Source organism: Streptomyces sp. NPDC045678 (assembly GCF_056432085.1).
The window spans coordinates 282,580-304,323 of sequence record NZ_JBWKJS010000001.1 but is presented as its reverse complement, the minus strand read 5'-3'; the positions used below and the strand labels follow the sequence as shown (position 1 = coordinate 304,323).

Sequence of the window (21,744 nt, the reverse complement as noted above, 5' to 3'; positions counted from 1 at the left end):
GGGGCGCAACACAAGAAAAAAAAATCAACAACCACCCCCCCCCCCCCTCCCCCCCCCCCCCCCCCCCCCCCCTCCCTCCCCCCCCCCCCCCCCCCCCCCCCCCCCCCCCCCCGAGCCTGCTCGCCGCTTGTTCGAGCGACGACGAAGGCGGCTCGGCCGGCGACGGCAAGATCACGCTCAACGTGGGCACGTTCGGCGTGCTGGGCCTGAAGCAGGCCGGTCTCTACGACGAGTACGAGAAGTCGCACCCGAACATCAAGATCAAAGAGAACGTCATCGAGCGGAACGACGCCTATTACCCGAAGCTGCTCACCCAGCTGCAGTCCGGCGCGGGCGTCAACGACGTCGCGGCCATAGAGGTCAGCAACATCACCGAGGTCGTGCAGACGCAGGGCGCCAAGTTCGAGGACCTCGGCAAGGCCGATGGCGTGGACAAGTCCACGTACCTCGACTGGAAGTGGAAGCAGGCGACGACCGAGGACGGCAAGACGATCGGTCTCGGCGTCGACATCGGCCCGACCGCGCTCTGCTACCGCAAGGACCTCTTCGAGAAGGCCGGGCTCCCCACCGACCGCGAGAAGCTCGCGAAGGAGTGGGAGGGCGACTGGGACAAGTACGTCGCGCTCGGCGAGAAGTACATGAAGAAGGCGCCGAAGGGCACCAAGTTCGTCGACTCCGCCTCCAGCGTCTACAACGCCGTCTTCGCCGGTGCCACCGAGCGGTACTACGACAAGAGCGGCAAGGAGATCTACGAGGACAGCCAGGGCCGCAAGGACGCCTGGGACACGGCGATGAAGGTCGCGCAGGGCGACATGTCCGCCAAGCTCAAGCAGTTCGACCCGACGTGGGACCAGGGCTTCGCCAACGCCAAGTTCGCCACGGTTGCCTGCCCCGCCTGGATGGCCGGGTACATCCAGGAGAAGACGGGTCCCGAGGGCAAGGGCCAGTGGGACATGGCGAAGGCGCCGGCGGACGGCAACTGGGGCGGCACCTTCCTCGGCGTGCCGAGCGCGGGCAAGCACAAGAAGGAGGCGACCGAGCTCGCCGTCTGGCTGACACAGCCCGAGCAGCTCGCGAAGGTCTTCGCCAAGCAGGCGAGCTTCCCGTCGACCCCGTCGGCGTACGACACGCTGAAGCCGTCGGCGGCCACCAAGGCGTACTTCAACGACGCGCCCATCACGGAGATCTTCGCCGACATCGCGAAGAACACCCCCTCGGCGGTCTACGGCATCAAGGACGCCCAGATCGGCCAGTCCATCACCGACATCGGTGTGCTCCAGGTGGAGCAGCAGGGCAAGTCTCCCGAGGAGGGCTGGGAGGCTGCCCAGAAGGAGATCAAGGATGTTCTGGGACAGTGACGCACGTGTCCGAGACCGCTGAGTACGCCGAGACCGCGTCCCCCGGGGAGGGGGACGCGGCCCCGGCCGCGACCGGGAGCAAGGCCTCCCGCACGCCGTCGCCGTGGCGCAGCCGCCTGTACCGCTGGGACATCAAGGCGTCGCCGTACGTCTTCGTCGCGCCGTTCTTCCTCTTCTTCGGCGCCTTCGGCCTCTTCCCGCTCCTCTACACCGGCTGGGCCTCGCTGCACCGTCTTGAGCTCACCAACCTCGACGACAGCACCTGGCTCGGCCTGGACAACTACACCAACCTGTTGCAGAGCGAGTACTTCTGGAACGCGCTCGGCAACACCTTCACCATCGGCGTCATCTCCACCGTCCCCCAGCTGGCCATCGCGCTCGGCATCGCGCACCTGCTCAACTACAAGTTGCGTGGCTCCACCCTGTGGCGGGTCGCGATGCTCGCCCCGTACGCGACGTCCGTGGCGAGCGCCTCGCTGGTCTTCACGCTGCTGTTCGCGTGGGACGGCGGCATGGTCAACTGGCTGATCGGCTCGGTCGGCTTCGACCCCGTCAACTGGCGCGAGTCGTCGTGGGGTTCGCAGTTCGCCGTGTCGTCGATCGTCATCTGGCGGTGGACCGGGTACAACGCGCTGATCTATCTGGCGGCGATGCAGGCCGTGCCCCACGACCTGTACGAGTCGGCCGCGCTGGACGGCGCCTCGCGCTGGCAGCAGTTCCGGCACGTGACGATCCCGATGCTGCGGCCGACGATCCTGTTCACGGTGGTCGTCTCCACGATCGGCGCGACCCAGCTCTTCGGCGAGCCGCTGCTGTTCGGCGGCACGGCCGGATCCAAGGGCGGCGCCGACCACCAGTTCCAGACCCTGGGGCTCTACCTGTACGACCAGGGCTGGATCAACGGCCACCTGGGGCGTGCGTCGGCCGTCGCCTGGCTGATGCTCGTGATCCTGCTGCTCATCGCCGCGGTCAACCTGCTGATCGCCCGACGCCTGAGGAAGGACCGATGAAGGCGCGCACGGTGGACCCGGTGGAGACCGGCTCGGCGGCCCCGAAGAGCAAGGCGCGCCCCCTCGGCCGGAAGGCCGGCCGGACCATGCACGCGGGCCCTCTCACGTACGCGGTCCTCGCGCTGTTCACGGCGGTCTCGCTGGCCCCTCTGATCTGGACGGCCGTCGCGGCCTCGCGCACGAGCGGACGGCTCGCCCAGACACCGCCGCCCCTGTGGTTCGGCGGCAACCTGTTCAAGAACCTCGAACGGGCGTGGACGGAGGCGAGCCTCGGCGACGCGATGCTGAACACCACGATCGTGGCGGGCAGCATCACCATCGGCACGGTCCTGTTCTCCACCGTCGCCGGATTCGCCTTCGCCAAGCTGAAGTTCAGGTTCAGCGGGGCGCTGCTCCTGCTGACCATCGGCACGATGATGGTGCCGCCGCAGCTCAGCGTCGTACCGCTGTATCTGTGGATCGCGGACCTGCAGTGGACCAACCAGCTCCAGGCGGTGATCCTGCCGACGTTCGTGAGCGCCTTCGGGGTCTTCTTCATGCGGCAGTACCTGTTGCAGGCGCTGCCGGGCGAGCTCATCGAGGCGGCGCGGATGGACGGGGCGAGCAGCCTGCGGATCATCTGGCACGTGGTGTTCCCCGCGGCGCGGCCCGCGATGGCCGTCCTCGGGCTGCTGACGTTCGTCATGGCGTGGAACGACTTCCTGTGGCCGATCATCGCGCTGAACCAGTCGAACCCGACGGTGCAGGTGGCGCTCAACTCCCTCGGCACGGGGTACATCCCCGACCGGGCGGTGATCATGGCGGGCGCGCTGCTCGGCACGCTGCCGCTGCTGCTCGCGTTCATCCTGTTCGGCAAGCAGATCGTGAGCGGCATCATGCAGGGCGCGGTCAAGGGCTGAACGTCCGGGAAGCCTCCGGGGGCCTGCCGGGCTCCCGGACTTCCCCCGCCTCCCCTTCTCTCCTCCCCTCTACCTGTACGCCTCTTCCCTCTACCCATGGGAGCGCTTCCATGCCTGAACCCATTACGTTTCCGGCCGACTTCCTCTGGGGCGCGGCCACCTCCGCGTACCAGATCGAGGGCGCCGTGCGCGAGGACGGCCGCACCCCCTCCATCTGGGACACCTTCAGCCACACCCCGGGCCGCACCGCCGGCGGCGACACCGGCGACGTCGCCGTCGAGCACTACCACCGCTACCGCGACGACGTGGCGCTCATGGCGGACCTGGGCCTGAACGCCTACCGGTTCTCCGTCTCCTGGTCGCGCGTGCAGCCCACCGGACGCGGCCCCGCCGTCCAGCGCGGCCTCGACTTCTACCGGCGCCTGGTCGACGAACTGCTCGCCCGCGGCATCCGGCCCGCCCTGACCCTCTACCACTGGGACCTGCCGCAGGAGCTGGAGGACGCGGGCGGCTGGCCGGCCCGCGAGACGGCGTACCGGTTCGCCGAGTACGCGGGCATCGTCGGCGAGGCTCTCGGCGACCGCGTCTCCTCCTGGATCACGCTCAACGAGCCCTGGTGCAGCGCCTTCCTGGGGTACGGCTCCGGCGTCCACGCCCCCGGACGCACCGACCCGGCGGCCGCCCTGCACGCGGCCCATCACCTGAACCTCGCCCACGGCCTGGGAACGCAGGCGCTGCGCGCCGCCCTGCCGGCCCGCGCCCAGATCGCGGTGAGTCTCAACTCCGCGGTGGTCAGGGCGGTCTCCGACGACCCGCGGGACCAGGACGCGCGGCGGCGCATCGACAACCTCGCCAACGGCATCTTCCACGGCCCGATGCTGCACGGCGCCTACCCCGAGGACCTGTTCGCGGACACGGCACGGGTCACCGACTGGTCCTGCGTGCGCGAGGGCGACCTGGCCGCGGCGCACCAGCCGCTGGACGCGCTGGGCCTCAACTACTACACGCCGTCACTGGTGTCGGCCGCGCCGGAAGGCCCCGGGAGCCGACGCGCCGACGGGCACGGGGCCAGCGACCACTCCCCCTGGCCGGGCTCCGGCGACGTCGCCTTCCACCAGACGCCGGGCGGGCGCACCGAGATGGGCTGGACGATCGACCCGAGCGGGCTGCACGAGCTGATCATGCGGTACGCGCACGAGGTGCCCGGACTCCCGCTGTACATCACGGAGAACGGCGCGGCCTACGACGACGAGCCCGACCCCGACGGCCGCGTCCACGACCCGGAGCGCATCGCCTACCTGCACAAGCACCTGGCGGCGGTCCGCCGGGCCATCGCCGACGGCGCGGACGTCCGCGGCTACTACCTCTGGTCGCTCCTGGACAACTTCGAGTGGTCGTACGGCTACGGCAAGCGCTTCGGGGCGGTGTACGTCGACTACGAGACGCAGATCCGCACGCCGAAGTCGAGCGCCCACTGGTACGCGACGGTCGCGGGTGCCGGGGAGCTGCCCTCGGAGCTGCCGTCCGAACTCGTGGCGGACTGAGCTGCGCCCCGGCCGGGTGGGGGGAAACCGGCCGGGGCGCTTCGGGGCCCTGGGGGTGGCGCCCGGGGTGGTGGTTACTTGTACGCGGCGAACGCCTTGGTGAACGCCAGCGGCTGCTGCTCGACCGACGAGCACGTCGGCTGCGCGGAGCCGGACGCGCCGCCCTCGCAGGCCTTGTCGCGGGTCGAGGACCACATCGAGAGCCAGGCGAGGTCCTTCTCCTCGGCGAACTTCACGAGCTCGGCCGCGTCGTCGGTCGTGAAGACCTCCGTCGTCACGTCGTTGACGCCGATCATCGGGGTGACGGCGACGGCCTGCCAGGCCGCCTCGTCGGAGAGGCCGAGGGCGGTCTTCACCTGCTTCTGCGTGGCGGTGGCGGCCTGGACGGCGTACGTGCCCATGTCGCCGCTGTAGGAGGGCCCGTAGTCCATGGCCATGATGTTCACCGCGTCGACCTGCACGCCGTTCTTCTCGGCGTTGGCGAGCAGGTCGACGCCGGGCTGGGTCAGGCCTTCGGGCATGACGGGCAGCGTGAACGACACGTTCAGGCCGGGGTGCTCCTTCTGGAGCCGGGCGATCGCCTGGGAGCGGCGGGTGTTGGCGGCGGTGTCGGGCAGGGCGGCGCCCTCGATGTCGAAGTCGACCTTGGTCAGCTCGTACGCGTCGACGACCTTGCCGTAGGCCTTGGCGAGGGCGTCGGCGCTGTCGCACTTGAGGCCGAGCTCGGAGCCCGCGGCCCCGCCGAAGGAGACGCGGACGTCGCCGCCCTTGGCGCGCAGGCCGTCGATCTGTGCGGCCACCTTGTCGTCACCGAGGCCGGTGGCGCCGCCCCAGAGCGGCTCGCAGCCGCCGCCGGAGGTGACGAAGGCGAGGTTGAACTCCTTCACGCCGGTCTTCTCGGCGGTGTCGAGGAGGTCGTGGGCCGGGGCGAGGGAGGTGTCGACGAAGGGGGCGAACTTGGTGGGGGCCGCGGCCTCGGTGGGCTTCTCCGCCGGGCTCTTCGTCGCCAGCGCCGTGCCGGAGAAGAGGAAGGCGCCGCCGCCGACGAGGGACGCGGCGACGAGTCCGCCGACGACCTTGGACCGGGTGCTCACCGTGCGCCGGTGCGTGCTGCTCATCGCGTTCCTGCCTTAGCTGTACGGGGGTGGGGGTGCGATCAAGCTAGCCCCGCCGGAAACGACAAAACGGTTATCCGGGCGCCGAGTTGAGGATCTTAGGGCGCGCTTAAGGGAGGGATGGGGGCCGGTTAAGGGCTGGGGCACGCCGACGACGTCGTCGGCGCACGACAGGCGGCCCAGGGCCATCCCGGAGAACCTGGGGACATGACTCGTACGCACCGTAGAACGCTGATCACAGGAATCGTTCTCCTCGCGACGCTGCCCGTCTGCCCGTCGCCCTCGTGGGCCGCACCCGCTCAGTGGCGCCCCCGCCCGGCCGACCTGGTCGAAGAGGTCAACCAGCAGCGGGCCGGGGCCGGATGCCGGCCCGTGCGGCTGCGGGCCTCCCTCAGCCGGGCCGCCCAGCGGCACAGCGCCGACATGTCACGTCATGAGCGCCTCAGCCACACCGGATCCGACGGCAGCCGCCCGCCCGGCCGGATGCGGGCCGCCGGATTCCGGGCGGGCCCCACCGGCGAGGTCATCGCGTCGGGACCGGACACGCCGGGCGAAGCCGTGCGGATGTGGCTGCGCAGCCCGTCCCACCGGACCGTGATCCTCACCTGCCGCTACACCGACGCGGGCGTCGGTGTGGCCCGGGGCCCCGGTGGCCCGTGGTGGACGCTGGACCTGGCCGCGCGCCGCTGAACACCACCGTCACCGACGGGCACGGGCCGCGCCTCAGGCCGCGCCGGTCGGGCGCTTGCGGCGGCGTACCGCGGGACCGCGGTGCCCCCGGCGGCCCTCTCCGGGGCGGCGGGCGTCCAGCTGTATCCAGAGGCGGACCTCCGTGCCGCCGAGGACCGAGCTGCCGATGCGCAGGTCACCGCCCGTGGACTCGGCGAGGCGGCGCACGATGTCGAGGCCGAGGCCCGTGGAGCCGTCCTCGCCGGAGCCCGCGCCCCGGGCGAGCGCCGCCTCGGGGTCGGCGATGCCGGGGCCCGCGTCGGAGACGAGCACGATCACGGCGTCCTCGCCGTTGTGGACGTCCACCGAGAAGGCCGTGCCCTCCGCGGTGTGCCGGAAGACGTTGCCGAGCAGCGCGTCGAGGGCGGCGACCAGTTCGGGGCGGGCCACGGGGATGCGGACCGGCCGGTCGACGCCCGCCACCCTGACCTCGCGGCCCTCGTCCTCCGCGAGCGCCGACCAGAACGCCATCCGCTCCCGGATGACCTCGGCCGCGTCGCAGCCCGCGCCGGGCCCCGCCGTCGCCGTCTGCGGTTTCGCGTCGCGGGCGGTGCGGATGATCGTGTCGACCTCGCGCTCCAGCGTCTCGACGGCGGTACGGGTCTGCTCCGCAGCCGGGCCGTCACCGAGCGAGGCCGCGTTGAGCCTCAGCACCGTCAGCGGTGTCCGCAGGCGGTGGGAGAGGTCGGCCGCGAGCTCCCTTTCGTTGGCCAGGAGTTGGACGACCTGGTCGGCCATCGAGTTGAACGCCACCGCGGCGAGCCGCAGTTCCGTGGGCCCCTCCTCCGGGACCCGCGCCCCCAGCTTGCCCTCGCCGAGGTCGTGCGCGGCGCCGACCAGGCGTTTGGCGGGCTGCACCATGCGTACGCCGAGCCGGTCCGCGACCGCCACCGAGCCGATGATCAGGGCGATGCCGACACCCGCGAGCACCACCCACGCCGTGGTCACGCCATTGCTGACCTCGGCCTCGGGGACGTAGATCTCCACGACCGCCGTGCCCGAGCTGAGCGCGGTCGGCTGGAGCACGACGAAGCCGCCGGGGACCCCGGTGGTCCTGGCCCGGCCCTCCTTGCGGGTGGCCTCGACCGCGCGCGCCCCGGCCCGCGGGTCGCCGACCTCGAACGCCTCGGCGTCTCCGACGGCCGGTACGTACACGGCCATCCGTCCGTCGCCGCCCGCCTCCGACGAGGCGACGGCCCGGGTGAGCTCCTCGCGGTCGGTGGTGATGGAGAGCGTGGGGCCCATGCCGGCGCCGTGCCGTTCCGCGTTCGAGATGGCACGGTCCCTCGCCATCTCCTTGACGACGAGTCCGAGCGGCACCGCGAAGGCCACCACGACCATCGTGGTGACGGCGAGGCAGACCTTGACCAGGGCCCATCTCACAGCTGTGGCTCCGGCAGCGGCGGCTCCAGCTTCACGCCGACGCCGCGCAGCGTGTGCAGATAGCGCGGGCGGGCGGCCGTCTCGCCCAGTTTCCTGCGCAGCCAGGACAGGTGTACGTCGATGGTCTGGTCGTCGCCGTAGCTCTGCTGCCAGACCTCGGCGAGCAGTTCCTTGCGCGGTACGACGACGCCGGGCCGCCCGGCGAGGAAGGCGAGCAGGTCGAACTCGCGCCGGGTCAGGTCGAGCCGCGCGCCGTCCAGCTCGGCCTGGCGCCGCAGCGGGTCGATGCTGAGGCCGCCGACCTGGAGGACGTTGCTCGGCGGCGCCTCACCGGCCGTGACGCGCGCGCGGCGCAGCACGGCGGCCATCCGGGCCGACAGGTGCTCCACGGAGAACGGCTTGGTGAGGTAGTCGTCGGCGCCGTCGTTGAGGAGCCGGACGATCTCCGCCTCGTCGTCCCGCGCGGTCGCGATGATCACGGGTACGTCCGTGATGCCGCGGAGCATCTTCAGCGCCTCCGACCCGTCGAGGTCGGGCAGGCCGAGATCCAGGATCACCACGTCAAAGCGGAAATGGGCGACCTCGCGCAGCGCTTCCAGGGCGGTGCCGACGCTGCGCACGGTGTGCGATGCCTCGGTCAGATGCCGGATGAGAGCGGAGCGTACGAACTGGTCATCCTCGACGACGAGCACACTTGCCATGGGCGGCACCGTACGCCATACGGCGGAACGTGGTCTTCCCCGGGAAGCGCGCGGTCCGGCGGTGCCCGGGGGCCGGTGCCCCGCGGGACAGGGGCGTGCGGCGTGGTGCAGTATGGCCCGCGATGCACAGAGGACTCGTACACGGAATCGCCTGGTCGCTCGCCACGGGCGCGGCGGTCACGCTGTCCTGGTGGGGCGTCCACACGGTGATGGCGGGCACGGCCTACGACCCGCCGCGCGCTCTGCCGCTGGCCGCGGACGACGGCGGCGGCCCGGACCACGCGGAGCCGCTCGCCTCCTCGACGCACCGCGGTCCCGAGTCCTCGCCGTCGGAGAGACCCACGAAGTCGACGACCCCGCCGAAGCCGTCGAGAACTCCCACGGTGTCCGGAACGCATGCCGGGAAGCCGCCCTCGCCCGACCCGTCGAACTCCGGTGCGGACACGGCCACCGGCACGGTGAAGAGCTACAACACCCCGGGTGGCCGGGTCGTCTTCGACCTCGGCGAGGACGCGGCGACGCTGGTCTCTGCGACCCCGGCGACGGGCTGGTCGGTCCAGACGTGGAAGCAGGACAAGTGGATTCGCGTGGAGTTCACGGGCGGCGCGGCGAGAGTGTCGGTGTTCTGTACGTGGCACGACACGGCGCCGCGGGTGGAGATCGACAAGTACTGAACGCGACGGCTCCGTCGTCTCACCGGAAGACCGACGGCGGAGGCGCGGGTGAGGCGACGGCCGCGGCGTCGGTGACGGCCGCGGCTCCCCCGCTGAAGTCGAGGAGCCCCCGCCCGTGTTCGACCCGGCCGGGGTGGGGGTCGCCGGCGCAGCGCCGGGTCAGTTCGGCGAGGGGCAGCGCGCGGTCGGACGCGAGCAGCACGGCGTTGCCGAAGCGTTTGCCGCGGAGTACGGCGGGGTCGGCGGCGAGGGCGAGTTCGGGGAAGAGCGCGGCGGCGGTGGCGAGCTGGCCGCGCAGGTGCGCGAGCGGGGGGCCGTCGGCGAGGTTGGCCGCGTAGTACCCGCCGGGCTTCAGGACCCTGCGGACGTCGGCGAGGAATTCGGTGCTGGTGAGGTGGGCGGGGGTGCGGGCCCCGCTGAAGACGTCGGCGATGACGAGGTCCGCCCAGCCGTCGGCGACCTTGGCGAGGCCTTCGCGGGCGTCGGTGCCGCGCACGCGGACGCGGGTCTGCGGGTCCAAGGGGAGTTCGCGGCGGACGAGTTGGACGAGGGCGGTGTCGCGCTCGACGATCTGCTGGGTGGAGCGGGGGCGGGTCGCGGCGACGTAGCGGGCGAGGGTGAAGGCGCCGCCGCCGAGGTGCAGGGCGTGGACGGGCTTGCCGGGCGGGGCGACGAGGTCGGCGATGTGACCGATCCTGCGCTGGTACTCGAAGTCGAGGTACGCGGGGTCGTCGAGGTCGACGTGGGACTGCGGCGCGCCGTCGACGAGCAACGTCCAGGCGCGGGGCCTGTCCCGGTCCGGTATGAGCTCGGCGAGCCCGCCGTCGACTTCCTCGACGACGGCTTCCCGCGCTTCCCGGGACCGCTTGTTCCTTGCCATCACCCCATTATCGACGCAGGCCGACGAGGGGGCCTGCCGTGGGGGCGGGGGTGCGGGCGCGGGCGCGAGCCGGAGCGAAGGGTTGGGGTGGCGGATGTCGCGGGCGCTGCTGCGGGGCGGCCGGCTGAGCTCGGCGGTCCGGGCGTCGCATGTTGCTGCGGCCAGGCCCTGGGGTGGCGCGTGAACGGGGTGGGTGGCGCTTGTTCGTGGGGGTGAGGGGCTTGCGGTGTGGGCGAACGCTGCGGGTGGTCGGGGCTGCCGGGCGCGGAGGGAGGTCAGCGGCAGTTGTCCGCCGCTTCGATCATGCGGGCCGCCTGGCCGAGCGCCGCCCGCAGGACGGCCGGGTCCGTCACGGGGTCGTTCTCGCCGTCGGGTGGGAGCAGCCAGCCGGTGCCCGCCACCGGGGGGTCGGGGACGACGGGGCCGGTGGGTCCCGGCTCCGGGTCCGCGTACACGCTCATGCCGCGCCCGAACGTCTGCGTACACGCGCTGCCCGGCAGGTCCCAGCCGTCGGCGGTGCCGGGCGGCACGAGGAAGCCGAGCGTGTCGCAGCCCCCGTCGTGCAGGACGGGCCCGATCGTGTCGGCCGCGCCGCGGCGCAGGATGTCGACCGCTTCGAGCCCCTGCCTGGCCGGGACGGTGACCAGGTCGCAGCACTCGTCCTCGCAGGGTTCCGCGCCGGGGGGCGGGGCGCTGCCGTCCGGGGTGGGCCAGTGCCGCGCGGTCGTGCGGGACGCCTGGGACACCCGGGATGCCGGGGGCGGGCCGTCGGCGCCGCGCCCCGTACGGGAGTCGTCGTGCTCCGTGCCGATCTCCAACAAGGAAACCCCTCCTCGCCCGTGCGGCAGCCGCCCTGCTCCCGCTCGTCCTGGTTCAACGCGGCGAGACGTCAACAGGCACTGCGGCGCGCCGCCGCAAAGGATGGCAGATCATGGCGGATCACGGGTGAGATATCCGTTTTGTAGCCAAACCCTGCGTGGCGGACCCGTCACAGCGGGTACGTTCGTGCTCCGCCGGAACAGGAGCAGGCCCGCGGGATCCCGTGCGCGAGCGCGGCGTCCGGTGCGCGAGCGTGCACGATCCGGCACGATCCGCACGAGAGGGTCCGGCCATGGCGTCGTCACCGATGGCATCGTCAACTCAGTCCAAACGACCGAACCTTGCTTTCCGGCAGCTTCGCGGACAGCGCTCGCCCGGCGAGTTCGCGGCGGCGGTCCGGCGGGCCGCCCGCGAGATCGGCGAGCGGGTCAGCTGCGACGCGCGCTACGTAGGGCGCGTGGAGGCGGGCGAGATCCGCTGCCCCAACTACGCCTACGAACGGGTGTTCCTGCACATGTTCCCGGGCCGGACCCTCGCGGACCTGGGGTTCATCCCCCGCGCACTGGTGCGCGGAAGGGCGGCGCGCACCGAGCTGCCGGAGCCCCCGCAGTGTCCACCACCCACCACGATCCAGTCGTACGAGTCCCATCCGTCCGGGTCCGACCCCCGCGCCTGCGATCCGTACGCGGTCCAGACCCACGAGGAGAGCGACGTGCGGCGTCGCGCGTTCATGACCGGTTCGACGGCCACCGTGGCCGCGGCCCTGGGCCCCATCGGCCTCGCCCTCGGCGACCCGGCGGAGGCGGCCGCCCCGCACGGCAGGCGGATCGGCGAGACAGAGGTCCACGCGGTCGAGGAGGCCGTACGCAGGATCAGGCTGCTCGACGACCGGCACGGCGCCGACGGCCTCTACCGGCGCGCGGCCTCGCCCCTGCGCGCCGCCTACGCCCTGCTCGACGCGGGGACCACGGTCCGGCAGGCCACCTCGGACCGGCTGCACGCGGGCGCCGGTGAACTGGCGATCTCCGTCGGCTGGCTGGCGCACGACTCGGGCCGCTTCGACGACGCCCGCTCGCACTACGCCGAGGCCCTCGCGACGGCCCGCGTCTACGGCGACGCCGCCCTGGAGGCGCACGCCTTCTGCAACACGGCGTTCCTGGCACGCGACGCGGGGCGCCCGAGGGAGGCGGTGCGGGCCGCGCAGGCGGCCCTCCGTGCCGCCCGGCACCTCGGCTCGCACCGGCTGAGCTCTCTCATCGCGCTGCGTGAGGCGGGCGGCTGGGCGGGGCTCGGCGACCGCGCGGGCTGCGAGCAGGCGCTCTCCCGTGCCCACGGGCTCTTCGACCGGGGCGGCGGGGACGACGATCCGGAGTGGATGAGTTTCTACGGCCCGGCCGAGCTGGCCGGACTGGAGGCGCAGTGCTGGTCGGCGCTCGGCGAGTGGGGGCGCGCCGCGGGACACGCCCGGCTCGCCGCGTCCGTCGCGTCCTCGCAGACCCCGCAGTTCACCCGGAACATCGCGCTCTACACCGCGGAGCTCGCCGACGACCTGGCCCGCTCGGGCCGCCCCGACGAGGCGGCGGATGCGGGGCTGCGGGTCCTCGCGCTCCTCGACGAGGTGCAGTCCTCACGCATCCAGTCGATGCTCGCCACGACCGCGCGGCTGCTCCTGCCGCACCGCAGCGCCGCCGGGGTGAGCGAGTTCCTGGAGAAGCACGCCGGCCTGCCGCACACGGGGTGACCCCGGCACTCCGGGCCGCCCGCCCGCGCCGGGCCGCCCGCCTACGCGAGGTGGCCCGTCTCGTTCCACGCCTCGATGGCTGGCTCTCCGTAGGCCCAGCCCAGGACCGAGAGGGATGTCGGGTTGAGGCGGACGCGGGCGGCGAACTCGATGCCGAAGCCGAGCCAGCGCGCGCCGATGACCCGCAGGATGTGGCCGTGCGCGAAGACCAGCACGTCGCGGTCGGCGCTCCTGGCCCACTCCACGACCTCGTCCGCGCGCGCGGAGACCTGCGCGAGCGTCTCGCCCTCGGGCACGCCGTCGCGCCAGATGAACCAGCCGGGACGGACCGCCTGGATGTCGGCGGGGGTCATCCCGTCGTACGCGCCGTAGTCGAACTCCATGAGCGCGTCCCACGTGGTGGCGCGGTCACCGAAGCCGGCGATCTCGCAGGTCTCCCGCGCGCGGGACAGCGGACTCGTGCGCACCTCGACATCCGGGAGGCCGTCATAGGGCGCCCGGTGCAGCCGCTCGCCCAGGAGCTTCGCGCCGCGCCGGCCCTCTTCGAGGAGGGGGATGTCGGTCCTGCCGGTGTGCTTCCCGGACAGCGACCACTCCGTCTGGCCGTGCCGGGCCAGCAGGATGCGGGGTGCCATGGAAATCTCTCCAAGTCGTACACATGCCGTTCCGGCCACGAACGCCGGCGGCACTTTTGATGCTTTTTACGGACACAGGGCGACCGCCCCCTCCATCATCACCCACCCGGGGCAGCGCACCGGCCCTGTCTGGCAACCCGGTCGCCGATCTCTGCGTCTAAGACGACCGGGGGATGCCTCGACCGCCCTGGCGTGCGCCGTAAAGTGAGGCCGCGGTATATGCCGCATGAACAGAGACGATGGGGGACCTACCGGATGCCGAAGACCGACATGCCGGGCACCACGGGCATAACCGGGCACCGGCTCCGCTGGTGGACCGAGCTGCCGCTGATCGTGCTGGTGTACGCCGCGTACTCAGCGGGCCGGCTGATCGTCCGAGGCGATGTCGCAAGCGCGATCGACCACGGTGTGGGGATCCTCAAGACCGAGCAGTTCCTGCGTCTCGACGCGGAGAGCCCGCTGAACCGCCTGTTCACCGCCAACGCCTGGATCGGTGTCCCCGCGGACTTCTGGTACGCCTCGCTGCACTACCTCGTCACGCCCGCCGTGCTCATCTGGCTGTTCCGCAGCCGCGCGGTCCGCTACCGGGCCGCACGCGCGTGGCTGATGATCTCCACCATGATCGGCCTGATCGGCTTCACGCTGCTGCCGACCTGCCCGCCCCGGCTGCTGAGCAAGGGGTACGGCTTCGTCGACACCATGGCGCAGTACAGCGACTTCGGCTGGTGGGGCGGCGAGGCGAGCGCGCCGCGCGGCCTCGGCGGGATGACCAACCAGTACGCGGCGATGCCGAGCCTGCACGTCGGGTGGGCGCTGTGGTGCGGCGTGATGCTGTGGCGGTGCGGGCGTTCCCCGCTCACCAAGGTGGCCGCCGTCGCCTACCCGCTGATCACCACGATCGTGGTGATGGGCACCGCCAACCACTACTTCTTCGACGCGCTCGCGGGCGCCGCCGTGATGGGTGTCGGCCTGCTGCTGGTGCGGCCCGTGCAGCGGCTCACGGAGCCCGCGATGAACCGTCTGCGGGCGCGCTTCCTGCGGGTCCCCGAGGCCTCGTCCGCCACAGAGTCCTCGATTGTCGGTGCCGGATGCCAGACTTCGACAGGTGAGCGAATTCCCCGACAGCGCAAGCAGAGTGCCCCCCAGGGCGCCGAGTCGAGTGCCCGCCCGGCCGGGGCAGGACGCCCGACCGAGGCAGGACACCCGGCCGACGTCTCGGGGGACGGCGCTCCGGCACCAGCTCACTGAGCTGCGCGGCGCCGACCTGCCGGCGCGGCCGCTGGACGCCAGGGCGCTGGCCGCGCTCGCGGCCAACCCGGGGTGCAGACGGCGTGCGCTGCTCGACGGCGCGGGCGTGGACAAGACCGCGCTCGCGGAGTCGCTGGGCTCGCCCTCCGGCTTCGGACAGTCCCAGTTCGCCTTCATGCGGGGCAATGCCTTCGAGGCGCGGGTCAAGGCCGACGGCGGTGCCGAGCTGCTGCGCCTGACGCACGGCAGGCTGGGCGGCGGGCCCGAGCCGGTGCCGGGCGAGGCCGCCGTGCCCGACCTGTCGGCGGCGGGCCCCGAGGGGCGTGCCGCGCGGACCGCGCTCGCGCTGCGCGAGGCGACCGCGTCGGGCGGCTGGACGCTCCTGGACCACCCGATGCTGGCGCTTGACGTAGCGGGGACGCCCGCGTTCCTGGAGCCGGACGCGGTGGTGGTCCATCCGGACGGCGGCTGGACGGTCGTCGAGATCAAGTCCTTCCCGATGATCGACGGTTCGGCGGACGCGGCGAAGGTCGGCGGGGCGGCGCGCCAGTCCGCGGTGTACGCGCTGGCGCTCGAACAGGTCGCCGAGCGCATTGATCCGGCGCCCCCGGTGCGCCACCACGTCCTTCTCGTCTGCCCGAAGGACTTCTCGAACCTGGCGACGGCGTCCGCGGTCGACGTCCGCAAGCAGGTGTCGGTGACCCGCCGCCAGCTGGCCCGCCTCACCCGCGTCGAGGACATCGCGGCGGAGCTCCCCGAGGGCACGACCTTCGACGTGCGGCGCCCCGCGGCGGAGCTGGCGGCGGCGGTCGAGTCGGTTCCCGCGACGTACGCCCCCGAGTGCCTGGCCGCCTGCGAGCTGGCCTTCCACTGCCGGGCGCGGGCCCGCCAGGAGGGCGAGGTGACGTCCCTGGGCCGCGCGATCCGCGGCGAGCTCGGCGGCCTGACATCCATCGGCGACGTCCTGGCGGCCGCCCGCGGCGAGGCGGGCGATCCGGACGACCCGGCGGTGGCCACGCTGCGCAGGGCGGCGGGGCTGCGCCGGGAGGCGCTCGCGGACGTGGGCGCCCGCAGCGGCGGGGTGGGCCTTCTCGATCCGCTGGCGAAGGAGGAACGACCGTGTCGCTGATCGACAACCTCGCCCGGCTGGAGGCGGTCACCACGGGGCGGGCCCAGCCGCGGGCGACCGTGCGGCACCGGCACATCTCGCAGCGCCCCCTGGTGCTGGTCCCCCTCACCACCGCCGGTGAGGCGGGCGCGCCGCTGGGCGCCCTCGTCGGAACGGAGCGGACCTCCCCGCGGCTCCTCGTCGTGCCCCAGCCCCGCGACCGCGACCTGCGCTTCGCGTTCCTCGCGCAGCTCGCCGAGATCGTCCTGCCGTACGTGGAGGCGTACGGAGAGGACGTCGAGGCCGCCGAGCGCAACGAAACCGACCCGGAGACGGGCAAGCGCGTCAAGGTCGAGGTGGAGCTCTGCGCGGACGCCCCGCAGCTGATCGTGCCGAGCCGCGCGGGCATCGACTTCGTCCGGCTCCTCGGCCGCTCCACGCGCTTCCGCCGCACCGCGGAGCAGGACCCCGAGGCCCCCCATCCGGCACCGCCCCGCGTCCCCCTCCTCGGCCGCTGGCTGACGCACTTCGGTGAGCGCGCCCGCGTTCCCGGGTCGTCCCTGCTCACCGCCATGACCGAGCTGCTGTCCCGGCACTGGGCGACGGGCCAGTCCAGCCTGGAGGACCAGCACCTGGGGGCCCTGCTCGCCTGGATCGAGGCCCCGGAGGGCACGTCGGGCGCCGAGGCCGCGCTCCGCGCCGAGCTGGCCCGCGACGCGGCCGGGCAGCTGCTGTGCCCGCCCGCGGGCCCGGCCACGGACCCGGCGTTCGACAACGACCTGCTGGCCCCGGCCATGGAGCGGTACGACCGCGCGCGCGGCGCCCTCGCCGCCGCCGAGGACGGCGTCGAGGCGGACGAGCGGCTGGCCCTGCTGACCGCCGCCGAGCGGGAGATCCACGCCCTGATCGAGAGCAGGACCCGCCCCACCTGGGACGCGGTGTGGCGCGGCCTCGACGCCCTGTGCACGCTCCCGGAGGCGCCGCACGCCGCCGACCGGTGGACCCGCGACCGCTGGTCGTTCACCGCCCACCGCGACCGCGTCACGGCCGGCGAGCCGCCGCAGCCGCGCGTCGACGACGCGGTCACCGCGGCCAACAAGCTGGCCACGCGCGAGCGCGAGCAGGCCCGTCTGGACGCCCAGGAGGCCCTGGACGACCCCCTGGTGATGGCGGGCCGCCGCCTCGCGGGAGAGGCCTTCGTCGGCGAGGTGACGGAGGTCGTCATGGCGTACAGCGAGGCGAAGAGTCCGCGGCCCCGCCCGCTCGTCACCGTCCGCACGGACGACCACCCGCACCTCGGCGAGCGCACGAAGGTGTACCGCGCGCTGGGCGGCAAGCCGCAGACCGCGGAGTTCGTGGCGTACGCGAGCGAGGGCGAGGGCGGCGAGGACTCCGTCGTGCTGCGGATCACCGACAAGATGGGCCGCGGCAAGGAGCCCGAGCCGGGTTCCGTGCCCGGCAAGGGTGACCGGATCTGCTGGACGCTCTTCGAGCACGAGCAGCGCGGCGGCCCGAAGCTGCCCGACCCCGAGGAGACGCCGTGGACGCACGGCGGGCCGCCCTCGGCCACCGCAGAGAGCCCCGACCCCGTGACCGCGGAGGACACCCTGTGATGCAGCTCGCCCCGCCCGCGGGCGCCTCCTTCGACCCCGGCGCCGAGGCCGCGCGCGCCACGGAGGCGATCCTCCACGACACGCTGCACGGCACGCACCGCGGCGTCGTGGTCGACTCGCCGCCCGGCGCGGGCAAGTCGACGCTCGTGGTCCGCGCGGCCCGCGAACTGGCCGCGGCGGGCCGCCCGCTGATGGTCATCGCGCAGACGAACGCGCAGGTCGACGACCTCGTCCTGCGGCTCGCCGAGAAGGACCCCGAGCTGCCCGTCGGCCGGCTGCACAGCAGCGACCCCGATCCGTACGACAAGGCGCTCGACGACCTGGCGAACGTCCGCAAGTCGACGAAGGCGGGCGACCTCGCCGGTCTTGACGTCGTCATCTCCACGGCCGCGAAGTGGGCGCACGTCAAGGTCGACCAGCTCGACGCGCCGTGGGGGCACGCGATCGTCGACGAGGCGTACCAAATGCGGTCGGACGCGCTGCTCGCCGTGGCGGGGCTCTTCGAACGGGCGCTGTTCGTGGGCGACCCCGGGCAGTTGGACCCGTTCTCGATCGTCGGCGCGGAGCAATGGGCGGGTCTTTCGTACGACCCGTCGGCCTCCGCCGTGGCGACGCTCCTCGCCCACAACCCCGACCTGCCGCAGCACCGCCTGCCGGTGTCCTGGCGGCTGCCCGCGTCGGCGGCGCCCCTGGTCTCGGACGCGTTCTACCCGTACACGCCGTTCCGCAGCGGCACGGATCACGGGGACCGGACCTTGAGCTTCGCGGTGGGGTCGGACGGTTCGGGGCCCGACCGGGTGATCGACGAGGCGGCGGAGGCGGGCTGGGGCCTGCTGGAGCTGCCCGCGCGGAACACGCCGCGCACGGATCCGGAGGCGGTCCGTGCGCTGGCGCAGGTCGTCCGCCGGCTCCTGGACCGGGGCGGTGCCGCCACGTCGGAGCGGGGCCCGGACCCCACCCCCCTCACCGCGGACCGGATCGCGGTCGGCACGGCCCACCGCGACCAGGCGGCGGCGGTCCGGGCGGCACTCGCGGACCTGGGCGTCCCGGACGTCACGGTGGACACGGCCAACCGCCTCCAGGGGCGTGAGTACGACGTGACGGTCGTCCTGCACCCGCTCTCGGGCCGCCCCGACGCGACGGCGTTCCATCTGGAGACGGGCCGCCTCTGCGTCCTGGCCTCCCGCCACCGGCACGCCTGCATCGTGGTCTGCCGCGCGGGCGTCGGCGCACTCCTCGACGACCACCCGTCGACGGAGCCGGTCCAGCTGGGCGTCACGGTCAAGTTCCCCGACGGCTGGGAGGCGAACCACGCGGTCCTGGCCCGCCTGTCCGAGCACCGGGTGGCCTGGCGCCCCCGTTGAGGGCGGTGGGGGTCTTCGGGGGCGACGCCCACCGCCCACTTGTGCGGCAAGGGAGAATGGGAGACGGCCGAAAGGCCGGACGGACGGCGCGCACGTACGAGGAGGAACAACCATGGCGGAGCCCGAGCGGCCCCGGACCGAGCAGCGCATGCGACCCGCGCCGCTGCTCTTCGAACCCGCGGAGGCCGGCGCGGACCCGGAGCACTTCTTCGACCTGGAGTCGATAGAGGACCCGCGCGAGCTGCTCGACCGCGCCACCGAGCTGACGCACGCGTTCCGCGCCGCCACGGACCGGTCCGTCGAGTTCCAGGCCATCGCGGCCGCCCAGCTCGCCGATCCCCGCCGCTTCGACCGCCTGACGCCCGCGCTGATCGCGGAGCGCGCGGAGTGGACCGAGGACTACGCGAAGAAGATGGTCGAGTTCGGCCGGGACCTGCTGCGGGGCGGCGCCGAGCACCCGTAGCGCCCCGAAACGGAGCGGCCGACTGGCATATGCCAAGGGGGCAAGGTACCCGACTTCACCCGCCGCTGTCCCGGTTTCCGGTAACCCTCAGAAATGGAACCCTCACTACCGGTAGACGTACCTGCCATGAGCAGTACATCCCTCCACATCGCCTCGTCCCCCGCCGCCTGCGCCCCGGCCCCCACCGGGCCCGCCCACGACTCCTGCGACGACGTCACCGCCGAGGGAGCCGCCTGGCTCGCCTCCGCGGAAACGTATCCCCGGAGCGCCCTCAGCCACTGGCGCAGCAGGCCCGACGCCCCCGCCGTCCTCCCCTGCGGCTCCGCGTTCGACGTGGTCAGCGTCCCGGCCGTCTTCGGCCGGCGGATGCTCGACCGGTTATGGGAGGAGGGCCCCGGCTCGGGTCCCGTCGCCGCGCACCGCGGCCGCGTCCTGCTCTTCGCCGCCCCCGGCACCGCGCAGCGCCTGCCCTCCCTCCTGGAGTGGGAGGAGTGGGGCGGAGGCGTGGAGGTCCCGCCGGTGCTCTGTCACGGCACGGGCGACGCGGTCACCGTGCCCCCGCTCACCGCCCCCGCACCCGGCGACCGCCCGACGTCCCGGTGGCTGGTCGCCCCCGGCACCCGGCACCCCTGGCTCCCGGGACCCGAGGTCATCCTCTGGGCCTGCGTCCGCGCGGCCCGCTCCGCGACCTCGTCCGCCGAGCGCATATCGATTTTTCCTGGCGGCGATCAGAGTGCTAAGGTCTACGACGTCAGCAGGCGCCGCTAGCTCAGTTGGTTAGAGCAGCTGACTCTTAATCAGCGGGTCCGGGGTTCGAGTCCCTGGCGGCGCACAGACGGTGAGAAGCCCCTCGCGGAAGCGAGGGGCTTCTCGCGTATGCCGCACAAGGCCCCGCGCACCGCTCACCCTGTCGTCACCTGCACCGTCCACGCCCCCGACGCCGTCCGCCCGGCCACCTCGACCCGCACGTCGCGGTCCGGCACCGTGAAGCTCTCCCCCACCCGCACCGGCGCGTCCGCCAGCTGCGGATACACCGAGTCGCCCCAGCAGGACTCGGTCTCCGGATGGGCGTCGACGACCTCGACGGGGCCGCTGCCCGACGCCGCCCCGTTCCGCACCTCGTAGACGAGGACGCCCTCCGTGCACGTGGCACGGTCGTTGCCCACGGCGCCGCGCGCCTCCAGGGCGAGCACGGAGTCCCGGCCCGTACGGACCACGGCGAGCCGGGTGCCGCCGAGGGCGCCCGACGCGAGGGGGGCCGCCAGCGGTTCCAGGGTGAGCCGTTCCGTCCCCGCGCCCACGCACCGCACCTGCCGCGGCTCCAGCCAGCCCAGCTTCCACTTGTGCCAGCCGAAGAGATCGGGGGCGAGCCCGAACTGGCTGCCCATGACGTCCCAGTCGCCGACGTAGGTGTCCCAGTCGCCCTTGCCGTCGGTGGGGCGGTGGTAGAGGTCGGGGAGGTCGAAGACGTGGCCCGTCTCGTGGGCCAGGACGTTGCGGTCCGGCGGGTGCCGCTCGAAGACGGTCACGATGCGCCGGATGTCCGTGCCGTCGGCCCGCATCGGCCGGTCGAAGTTGACCACCTTCGTGGCGTCCGAGTCGACGCCGGGCGCGTCCGGATCGGCGACGAAGTACACGACGTCGTACCGGGAGAAGTCCACGTGCGGGTCGGCGGCGGCGACCGCGTCGCGCAGGTAGGCGGCGCGGAGCTTGGGGTTCCAGTCGCGCCGTATGGCGTACGAGAGGGAGTCGTGCGGCATCTCGACCCACGCGCGGTGCGGGTGGGGGCGCAGCGCGAACTTGCCGTACGAGGCGCGCTCGAAGAACTGGCTGGTGGCGGGGAAGTGGTCGGCGGCCAGTTCGCCGGGGGTGGTCCGCGGCGGGGAGTCGGGGAAGGACAGGAACACCATGACGGCGTTCAGGGTCCTCGCCGGGCGCGGGTAGGCGGTGTTCCAGGTGTCGAGGCCTTCCGAGTGGTGCGCGGTGGTGCGGCGCAGGGCGCACGGTCCCGCGCCGGACTCGGCGATCGCGGGGCCCGCGACCAGTGAGGTGGCGGCCAGGGCGGTCAGCGAGGTGAGGAGGGCGGTGGTGCTGCGCAGGCGGGAATTCTCCCCTCCACGGGTGAGTCCCCAAGAGGGGAGCTGACGCGGCACGTCGACCTCCGGGTGCGGAATGCGGGACACCCCACCCACCTTGTGATGATCTGTTGAACTTCGCCCTGTTTGTCTGGCCCTTCCGAGTGAGGACGGAACAAGGGCGCGACACCCCGACCGCTCACGGAACGTCACAAGCGATCGGGTCGCAACGGAAGCAGTTCAGGGCCGAGCAGAAACGATCTGCCGAGGGCGATGCGCCCCGCCCGGACCGGTGATACGGCTGGAACGGGCCTCTGGCCAGCCTCTATGATCGGCACACTTTCCTGCGCGGGCCCGGTCTCCCCACCGCCGCCCGCCACCTGCC

Annotated in this window: 19 protein-coding genes, 1 tRNA gene and 1 pseudogene; 14 read left to right on the top strand and 7 right to left on the bottom strand. The window is 73.0% G+C overall.

Features of this window, described 5'->3' with window-relative positions; translation table 11 throughout:
* Positions 1–116: 116 nt before the first annotated feature.
* From AC07DO_RS01365 to AC07DO_RS01350, 4 genes are all read left to right on the top strand, one after another.
* Positions 117–1,358, top strand: coding sequence for an ABC transporter substrate-binding protein (locus AC07DO_RS01365; protein ID WP_479057488.1), 1,242 nt, complete (start codon positions 117–119; stop codon positions 1,356–1,358).
* Positions 1,355–2,368 (top strand): carbohydrate ABC transporter permease, encoded by a 1,014-nt coding sequence (locus AC07DO_RS01360; protein ID WP_479056221.1) that lies wholly within the window; start codon positions 1,355–1,357, stop codon positions 2,366–2,368. Before AC07DO_RS01365 ends, AC07DO_RS01360 begins: the two co-directional genes overlap by 4 nt.
* Positions 2,369–2,454: 86 nt before the next feature.
* A complete protein-coding gene (locus AC07DO_RS01355; protein WP_479057487.1) occupies positions 2,455–3,267 on the top strand; it encodes a carbohydrate ABC transporter permease in 813 nt (270 codons plus the stop codon).
* 110 nt (positions 3,268–3,377) lie between these two features.
* Positions 3,378–4,811 (top strand): GH1 family beta-glucosidase, encoded by a 1,434-nt coding sequence (locus AC07DO_RS01350; protein WP_479056220.1) that lies wholly within the window; start codon positions 3,378–3,380, stop codon positions 4,809–4,811.
* A gap of 74 nt (positions 4,812–4,885) precedes the next feature.
* On the opposite strand, the pseudogene AC07DO_RS01345 reads toward AC07DO_RS01350, so the two are convergent.
* Positions 4,886–5,809 (bottom strand): annotated as a pseudogene (locus tag AC07DO_RS01345) (chitinase); the annotation flags it as partial.
* A gap of 324 nt (positions 5,810–6,133) precedes the next feature.
* On the opposite strand from AC07DO_RS01345, the gene AC07DO_RS01340 reads away from it, so the two are divergent.
* Entirely contained in the window at positions 6,134–6,616 is a 483-nt protein-coding gene (locus tag AC07DO_RS01340; protein WP_479056218.1) for a CAP domain-containing protein, read from the top strand.
* A gap of 33 nt (positions 6,617–6,649) precedes the next feature.
* Here the strand turns inward: AC07DO_RS01340 and AC07DO_RS01335 are convergent, their stop codons facing one another.
* Both AC07DO_RS01335 and AC07DO_RS01330 read right to left on the bottom strand, forming a co-directional pair.
* Positions 6,650–8,038, bottom strand: coding sequence for a sensor histidine kinase (locus AC07DO_RS01335; protein ID WP_479056217.1), 1,389 nt, complete (start codon positions 8,036–8,038; stop codon positions 6,650–6,652).
* The gene (locus AC07DO_RS01330; protein ID WP_479056216.1) at positions 8,035–8,739 is read right to left on the bottom strand and encodes a response regulator transcription factor; all 705 of its coding nucleotides are present in this window, start codon (positions 8,737–8,739) and stop codon (positions 8,035–8,037) included. The genes AC07DO_RS01335 and AC07DO_RS01330 overlap by 4 nt, the downstream gene beginning before the upstream one ends.
* 122 nt (positions 8,740–8,861) lie before the next feature.
* Here AC07DO_RS01330 and AC07DO_RS01325 point away from each other — a divergent pair, with 122 nt between their 5' ends.
* Positions 8,862–9,413 (top strand): hypothetical protein, encoded by a 552-nt coding sequence (locus tag AC07DO_RS01325; protein ID WP_479056215.1) that lies wholly within the window; start codon positions 8,862–8,864, stop codon positions 9,411–9,413.
* 19 nt (positions 9,414–9,432) lie between these two features.
* Here AC07DO_RS01325 and AC07DO_RS01320 read toward each other — a convergent pair whose 3' ends face one another.
* Positions 9,433–10,293 carry a spermidine synthase gene (locus AC07DO_RS01320; RefSeq protein WP_479056214.1) on the bottom strand — a complete coding sequence of 287 codons (861 nt, stop codon included), beginning with the start codon at positions 10,291–10,293 and terminating at the stop codon, positions 9,433–9,435.
* 275 nt (positions 10,294–10,568) lie between these two features.
* Complete coding sequence (locus AC07DO_RS01315; protein WP_479057486.1) at positions 10,569–11,039, bottom strand: hypothetical protein; 471 nt, start codon at positions 11,037–11,039, stop codon at positions 10,569–10,571.
* Between the two features lie 365 nt (positions 11,040–11,404).
* Between AC07DO_RS01315 and AC07DO_RS01310 the strand changes: the two genes are divergently transcribed.
* Complete coding sequence (locus AC07DO_RS01310) at positions 11,405–12,853, top strand: tetratricopeptide repeat protein (RefSeq protein ID WP_479056213.1); 1,449 nt, start codon at positions 11,405–11,407, stop codon at positions 12,851–12,853.
* A gap of 41 nt (positions 12,854–12,894) precedes the next feature.
* Here AC07DO_RS01310 and AC07DO_RS01305 read toward each other — a convergent pair whose 3' ends face one another.
* On the bottom strand, positions 12,895–13,488 hold the full coding sequence (locus tag AC07DO_RS01305) for a histidine phosphatase family protein (protein WP_479056212.1): 594 nt from the start codon (positions 13,486–13,488) through the stop codon (positions 12,895–12,897).
* A gap of 255 nt (positions 13,489–13,743) precedes the next feature.
* Between AC07DO_RS01305 and AC07DO_RS01300 the strand changes: the two genes are divergently transcribed.
* From AC07DO_RS01300 to AC07DO_RS01270, 7 genes are all read left to right on the top strand, one after another.
* On the top strand, positions 13,744–14,736 hold the full coding sequence (locus AC07DO_RS01300) for a phosphatase PAP2 family protein (protein WP_479056211.1): 993 nt from the start codon (positions 13,744–13,746) through the stop codon (positions 14,734–14,736).
* Positions 14,648–15,865, top strand: a complete 1,218-nt coding sequence (locus AC07DO_RS01295) for a hypothetical protein (RefSeq protein WP_479056210.1) — start codon at positions 14,648–14,650, stop codon at positions 15,863–15,865. Before AC07DO_RS01300 ends, AC07DO_RS01295 begins: the two co-directional genes overlap by 89 nt.
* A complete protein-coding gene (locus tag AC07DO_RS01290) occupies positions 15,856–17,457 on the top strand; it encodes a hypothetical protein (RefSeq protein ID WP_479056209.1) in 1,602 nt (533 codons plus the stop codon). The genes AC07DO_RS01295 and AC07DO_RS01290 overlap by 10 nt, the downstream gene beginning before the upstream one ends.
* On the top strand, positions 17,457–18,821 hold the full coding sequence (locus tag AC07DO_RS01285; protein ID WP_479056207.1) for an AAA domain-containing protein: 1,365 nt from the start codon (positions 17,457–17,459) through the stop codon (positions 18,819–18,821). The genes AC07DO_RS01290 and AC07DO_RS01285 overlap by 1 nt, the downstream gene beginning before the upstream one ends.
* Before the next feature lie 112 nt (positions 18,822–18,933).
* Positions 18,934–19,284: a hypothetical protein gene (locus AC07DO_RS01280; RefSeq protein WP_399533990.1), complete on the top strand. Its 351-nt coding sequence runs from the start codon at positions 18,934–18,936 to the stop codon at positions 19,282–19,284.
* A 126-nt stretch (positions 19,285–19,410) separates the two neighbouring features.
* Positions 19,411–20,052 (top strand): bifunctional DNA primase/polymerase, encoded by a 642-nt coding sequence (locus AC07DO_RS01275; RefSeq protein WP_479056205.1) that lies wholly within the window; start codon positions 19,411–19,413, stop codon positions 20,050–20,052.
* Positions 20,043–20,116: transfer RNA gene (locus tag AC07DO_RS01270), tRNA-Lys, on the top strand. Before AC07DO_RS01275 ends, AC07DO_RS01270 begins: the two co-directional genes overlap by 10 nt.
* A 70-nt stretch (positions 20,117–20,186) precedes the next feature.
* Here the strand turns inward: AC07DO_RS01270 and AC07DO_RS01265 are convergent.
* Complete coding sequence (locus AC07DO_RS01265) at positions 20,187–21,467, bottom strand: M6 family metalloprotease domain-containing protein (protein ID WP_479056203.1); 1,281 nt, start codon at positions 21,465–21,467, stop codon at positions 20,187–20,189.
* Positions 21,468–21,744: the final 277 nt, after the last annotated feature.

Coding starts and splice junctions, on each gene's coding strand:
- AC07DO_RS01355 (WP_479057487.1), top strand. CDS start 2,455: ATGCACGCGGGCCCTCTCACGTACGCGGTCCTCGCGCTGTTCACGGCG.
- AC07DO_RS01350 (WP_479056220.1), top strand. CDS start 3,378: ATGCCTGAACCCATTACGTTTCCGGCCGACTTCCTCTGGGGCGCGGCC.
- AC07DO_RS01340 (WP_479056218.1), top strand. CDS start 6,134: ATGACTCGTACGCACCGTAGAACGCTGATCACAGGAATCGTTCTCCTC.
- AC07DO_RS01330 (WP_479056216.1), bottom strand. CDS start 8,739: ATGGCAAGTGTGCTCGTCGTCGAGGATGACCAGTTCGTACGCTCCGCT.
- AC07DO_RS01325 (WP_479056215.1), top strand. CDS start 8,862: ATGCACAGAGGACTCGTACACGGAATCGCCTGGTCGCTCGCCACGGGC.
- AC07DO_RS01320 (WP_479056214.1), bottom strand. CDS start 10,293: ATGGCAAGGAACAAGCGGTCCCGGGAAGCGCGGGAAGCCGTCGTCGAG.
- AC07DO_RS01310 (WP_479056213.1), top strand. CDS start 11,405: ATGGCGTCGTCACCGATGGCATCGTCAACTCAGTCCAAACGACCGAAC.
- AC07DO_RS01305 (WP_479056212.1), bottom strand. CDS start 13,488: ATGGCACCCCGCATCCTGCTGGCCCGGCACGGCCAGACGGAGTGGTCG.
- AC07DO_RS01300 (WP_479056211.1), top strand. CDS start 13,744: ATGCCGAAGACCGACATGCCGGGCACCACGGGCATAACCGGGCACCGG.
- AC07DO_RS01285 (WP_479056207.1), top strand. CDS start 17,457: ATGCAGCTCGCCCCGCCCGCGGGCGCCTCCTTCGACCCCGGCGCCGAG.
- AC07DO_RS01280 (WP_399533990.1), top strand. CDS start 18,934: ATGGCGGAGCCCGAGCGGCCCCGGACCGAGCAGCGCATGCGACCCGCG.
- AC07DO_RS01275 (WP_479056205.1), top strand. CDS start 19,411: ATGAGCAGTACATCCCTCCACATCGCCTCGTCCCCCGCCGCCTGCGCC.